General features: G+C 67.3%; 5 protein-coding genes. 3 read left to right on the top strand and 2 right to left on the bottom strand.

The window, feature by feature from the left end:
* The coding region (locus ACR2JA_RS16860; protein ID WP_434010231.1) for a tannase/feruloyl esterase family alpha/beta hydrolase at window positions 1–1,563 on the top strand (1,563 nt) is incomplete at its 5' end.
* 81 nt (window positions 1,564–1,644) lie between these two features.
* On the opposite strand, the gene ACR2JA_RS16855 is transcribed toward ACR2JA_RS16860, so the two are convergent.
* Both ACR2JA_RS16855 and ychF read right to left on the bottom strand, forming a co-directional pair.
* Window positions 1,645–2,418: an RNA pseudouridine synthase gene (locus ACR2JA_RS16855; RefSeq protein WP_434010230.1), complete on the bottom strand. Its 774-nt coding sequence runs from the start codon at window positions 2,416–2,418 to the stop codon at window positions 1,645–1,647.
* Between the two features lie 8 nt (window positions 2,419–2,426).
* Complete coding sequence (gene ychF, locus ACR2JA_RS16850) at window positions 2,427–3,518, bottom strand: redox-regulated ATPase YchF (protein WP_434010229.1); 1,092 nt, start codon at window positions 3,516–3,518, stop codon at window positions 2,427–2,429.
* Window positions 3,519–3,619: 101 nt separating this feature from the next.
* Between ychF and ACR2JA_RS16845 the strand changes: the two genes are divergently transcribed.
* Together ACR2JA_RS16845 and ACR2JA_RS16840 are read left to right on the top strand one after the other, a co-directional pair.
* Window positions 3,620–4,372, top strand: a complete 753-nt coding sequence (locus tag ACR2JA_RS16845) for a LytTR family transcriptional regulator DNA-binding domain-containing protein (RefSeq protein ID WP_434010228.1) — start codon at window positions 3,620–3,622, stop codon at window positions 4,370–4,372.
* 241 nt (window positions 4,373–4,613) lie between these two features.
* A partial coding sequence (locus tag ACR2JA_RS16840; RefSeq protein ID WP_434010227.1) for an FAD binding domain-containing protein occupies window positions 4,614–5,318 on the top strand: 705 nt, incomplete at its 3' end.

Below are 5,318 nucleotides of genomic sequence, written 5' to 3'. Positions count from 1 at the left end.
CCGCCCGCGGCCCGTCCGCTCGCCCAGTCGTGCGCGGCGTACGTGCCCAGCCAGCTGCCGGCCAACGCGACGTTCGAGCGCACCGAGCTGCGGGACACGCAGACCGTGACCGAAACGCACTACGGCACCGGCGAGGCCATCACCCTGCCCCGCGCCTGCATCGTGCGCGGCACCATCGTGTCCGGCCCGGGCTCCACCATCCAGTGGGCGGTGGAGTTGCCGGAAGGCAGCGACTGGAACGGCAAGACCATGACGCTGGGCGGCGGCGGCTTTGACGGCTTCATCCCCACCGACGACCCCTGGCACGTGAAGTACGTACAGACGGATGCAGCCCTGCCCTTCGTGCGCATCAGCTCCGACTCGGGCCACCAGACAGAAGACTTTGCCTGGGGCACCGACCCGGTGGCGCTGGCCAACCACGCGCAGGAAGCCAACCACCTGGCGCTGCAGGTGGGCACGCGCATCGCCACCCAGTTCTACGGCAAGGCGCCCACGCGGCGCTACATGGTGGGCCACTCCAATGGCGGCCGCTCGGGCCTGATGGCCGCCGACCGCTACCCCAACGACTACGACGGTGTGCTGGCCATGTCACCGGCCATCAGCCAGCAGGCGCACCAGGTCAACATGGGCGGCTTCAACCGCTGGATCTATGGCCGCAACGCGGACGGCAGCGTGGATGCGGCCGTGCCGGCGCAGGCCAACTGGATCAGCCCCGGCAAGTCGGCCCTGTACGCGGCCGCCGAGATCGCGGCCTGCGACAACCTCGACGGTCTGAAAGACGGGATCATCGGCAACGTCGAGGCCTGCACCTACGTGCCCACGGATCTGAAATGCGCAGACGACGTGGCCGGCGCACAGGACGACAGCTGCCTGACCACGGGCCAGATCGAGGCCATCCGACTGAACTACGCGGACAAGACGGTGCCCCTGATCCTGGCCAACGGCATGACCGGGTATGAGCGCTACGGCCGCGGCGGCGCCGCCACCGGCGACTGGCAGGTCTACGCCTTCGGCTTCGAGTACGACGGCGGCTTCCTGAGCAAGGGCTTCAGCTACATCGCGCCCACCTCGGTCATCCAGGCCCTGACGGGTTCCGAGTCGGCGGACGCCATGAACCACGACCCGCTGAGCATCTCGGCACGGTGGCAGGCCCTGGCCAACACCATGGAGCCCTCCAGTGACCTCGGCACCTTCGGCCAGCGCGGCAAGCTGCTGGTCTGGTACGGCCTGGCCGACACCTGCGTCTCGGTCTACCGCACCGCGGCCTTTCTGGACCAGGTGCGCAACCAGAGCGGCAGCACCGCGTACGACGGCTTCGCGCGCTTCGTCACCTCGCCCGGCGTGGGGCACGACCTGACCGGTCCGGGCGCGGCCAAGGCCGACCTGATCACCGCGCTGGTGGACTGGGTGGAAAAAGGCATCGCCCCCGACCAGCTGGTGGCCACCGGCACGTCCGACGCCGGCACCTTCGAGCGACCGCTGTGCCCGTTCCCCAGCTTCCCCAAGTACGAGGGCAGTGGTGACGCCAGCAAGGCCAGCAGCTTCACCTGTTCGGTCAGCTGACGCAGCCCCGGAGCGGACCCCGGCGAATGCCCGGGGTTCGTCGGGGCGCAGCCCAACCGGGGATGCGCTGCGGGTGGCGGCTCAGAAGCGCTCGTAACCCAGCAGGTAGCGCCACTCGCCCACCGGCAGACCGGCCAGCGAGATGCGGCCCAGGCGCAGCCGGCGCAGGCCGGTCAGCTGAAGGCCCGCGCGTTCGCACAGGTGGGCCACCTGACCGGGCCGGTTGCCCTTGATCGCCAGGCGCAGGCGTTGCTCGCTCTGCCAGCTGGCCCGGGCCTTGGGCACGGCCCAGCCGTCAAAAAACAGCGCCTGGCCGAGCGACTGCAGCACCGCGTCGCGCCGCGTCTCGTCTTCCAGCGCGGGATCGGCCGCCACATCGGCCAGCCACTCGTGTTCGAGCTGGTTCGCGTCTTCGGTCATCTTGCGCGCCACACCGGGGTTCTGCGTGAACACCATCAGGCCGCTGGACAGATCGCCCAGCGGCGCCACCGGCAGCAGCTTGTGCAGGTGCGCCTTGAGCGGGCGCACGCCCGAGCGGTCGGCCTTGAAACGGTGGGCGGGAGCGAACCATTGTGCGGCCAGCGCGTCCGGCAGGAGCGGGTCCGGCGGCAGCACGTGGCCCGCGGGCTTGTGCCAGATCAGCGTCACCGACGCCAGCGACTCCAGCTTGGCCTTGGGGTCCAGCGTGACCGCCTGGTCGTCGCGCACGCGCGCCATCGGCTCTTCGACCACCACACCATCGACACGAACAAAACCGCCGGCGATGTAGTTCTCGGCGTCGCTGCGCGAGCAAGGCAGCTGGGCGGCCAGGCGTTTGGCCAGGCGCTGCGGTTCGGGCCGGCCGGTGTCGGTCATGTCGGCGCTCAGGACGAGAACAGGAAGTTCATCACGTCGCCGTCCTTGACGACGTATTCCTTGCCTTCGGCGCGCATCTTGCCGGCGTCCTTGGCACCCTGTTCGCCCTTGAACTGGATGAAGTCGTCGAACGCGATGGTCTGGGCGCGGATGTAGCCCTTCTCGAAGTCGGTGTGGATCACGCCGGCCGCCTGCGGGCCGGTGTCGCCGACGTGGATGGTCCAGGCGCGCACTTCCTTCACACCGGCGGTGAAGTAGGTCTGCAGGCCCAGCAGCTTGTAAGCGGCGCGGATCAGGCGGTTCAGGCCCGGCTCGTCCTGGCCCAGCTCCTTGAGGAATTCCAGCCGGTCGGCGTCGTCCATCTCGGAGAGTTCGGCCTCGATCTTGGCGCAGATGGCCACCACGGGCGCGTTCTGCTTCTCGGCAAAAGCCTTGAGGCGGTCCAGGAAGGGGTTGTTCTCGAAACCGTCTTCCGACACGTTGGCCACGAACATGGCCGGCTTGGCGGTGATCAGGAAGAACTGCTTGAGCTGGGCGCGTTCTTCCTTGCTGAAATCGATGGTGCGCACCGGTTGGGTGTCGTTCAGCGCGGTCTGGCACTTCTCCAGGATCGCCAGCTGTTTGATGGCGTCCTTGTCGCCCGCGCGCGCCACCTTGCTCACGCGGTGGATGGCTTTTTCCACCGCCGCCAGGTCGGCCAGGCAGAGCTCGGTCTGGATGACCTCGATGTCGGCGATCGGGTCGACCTTGTTGGCGACGTGGATCACGTTCGGGTCTTCGAAGCAGCGCACCACGTTGACGATGGCGTCGGTCTCGCGGATGTGGGCCAGGAACTTGTTGCCCAGGCCTTCACCGGTGCTGGCACCGGCCACGAGACCCGCGATGTCCACGAACTCCACGATGGCCGGCACCACGCGTTCGGGCTGCACGATTTCGGACAGCTGGGCCAGCCGCGGATCGGGCACTTCCACCACGCCGGTGTTGGGCTCGATGGTGCAGAAGGGGTAGTTTTCGGCGGCGATGCCGGCCTTGGTCAGGGCGTTGAAAAGGGTGGACTTGCCGACGTTGGGCAGGCCGACGATGCCGCATTGGAGACTCATGGAATACCTCGAAAAATCAACCCGAAAGTGTATGCGATGGCCCCACTTGCGGTAGGCTGGGCGGTTCTGGCAGATCCCAGACGCGTTCGGAGACAACACAGATGGAAGTCCAGGCCACCGGCAATTCGCCCCTGTACCTGTTCGAAAAATTCGAGGTCGGCGTGATCCACCTCGACGCCGCGCGCAACGTGCTGGCGATGAACGATTTCGCCCGCAAGGTGCTGCCGGTGGGCGAGAAACAGCCCTTCGACAAGCTGGTCACCTCGTTCCACCCCGAACGCTCCAAGCCCAAGGTCAACTTCCTGCTGGACCAGGCGGCGGGTTGTCCGGTGGCCGGCAACACGCCGATGACCATGATCATCAACATCCCCGAACAGGTGCTGCTGATCAAGGTGACCCGGCTGGCCGACCACCAGGGCGCCACCACCGGCTTCGTGCTCGTGTTCTACGACGTGACCCAGGTGGTGAGCCAGGAACAGCCGGTCAGCGAGGCGCCCACCCCCAGCCTGCGCCTGAACCGCATCCCCATGGTGGCCAACCACAAGGTGGCCTTCGTGGACACCGCGGACGTGCTGAGCCTGGAATCGCAAGCGCACTACACCCGTGTGCTCACGCGCGAGGGTTTCCATTTCTGCAACCTGAGCATCGGCGACCTGCAGGCCCGGCTGGACCCGGCGCAGTTCATGCGCGTGCACCGCTGCTTCATCGTCAACCTGCAGGCGGTGGCCGAGCTCGGGCGCGAAGGCAGCAAGACGCAGATCGTGCTCAAGGGCAAGCACCGCGAGCCCATCCCGGTGGCGCGCGGCGAGGTGGTGCGGCTGCGCGAGGCGCTGGGGCTGCTGGCCCGGCACTGAGGTGCAGATCGGGCGGATCGGGCGGATCGTTTTTTGTCTAGGACATACCCTTATTGCCACGCCGGGCGCGCCTGATCTGAGCATTTCGTGCAGCCGAACATGCAGTTCGTGCGAAAAAACGGTCGTTTTGTGAACACCTGAGTTCAAGACCCGACGGTGGTGTCGGAAACCGGGTCTCCCCCAGACTGGTTGTGCATTGACAAAAGTCAATCACCCACCCAGAAGACCAGGAGACAACACGATGATTCCACCGCGTTTCGAGTACCACGCGCCGAAGTCCGTCGGCGAGGCCGTGGCCCTGCTGGGCCAGCTTGGGTCCGACGCCAAGCTGCTGGCCGGCGGCCACAGCCTGCTGCCCATGATGAAGCTGCGCTTTGCGCAGCCGGCCCACCTGATCGACATCAACCGCATCCCCGAGCTGCGCGGCATCCGCGAAGAAGGCGGCCAGGTGGTGATCGGTGCCATGACGGTGGAGAACGACCTGATCAGCTCGCCCATCGTGCAGGCCAAACTGCCGCTGCTCGCCGAGGCCGCCAAGCTGATCGCCGACCCGCAGGTGCGCAACCGCGGCACCATCGGCGGGGACATCGCCCACGGCGACCCGGGCAACGACCACCCTGCGCTGTCCATCGCGATCGAAGCGTCCTTCGTGCTCGAAGGACCGAAGGGCCGCCGCACCGTGGCGGCCGACGGCTTCTTCCTGGGCACCTACATGACGCTGCTGGAAGAAAACGAGGTGATGGTCGAGATCCACGCCCCGGCCTTCGCGCAGGGCACCGGATACGCCTACGAAAAACTCAAGCGCAAGACCGGTGACTGGGCCACGGCCGGCTGCGCGGTCGTGCTGCGCAAGACCGGCAACACGGTCAGCCATGTGCGCATCGCGCTGACCAACGTGGCGCCCACCGCGCTGCGCGCCGAAGCCGCCGAGGCCGCGCTGCTGGGC

It is taken from the genome of Hydrogenophaga sp. (genome assembly GCF_051007235.1).
GTDB lineage: Bacteria > Pseudomonadota > Gammaproteobacteria > Burkholderiales > Burkholderiaceae_C > Hydrogenophaga.
The sequence above is the reverse complement of the archived record's forward strand: the minus strand, read 5'-3'. Positions and strand labels throughout refer to the sequence as shown.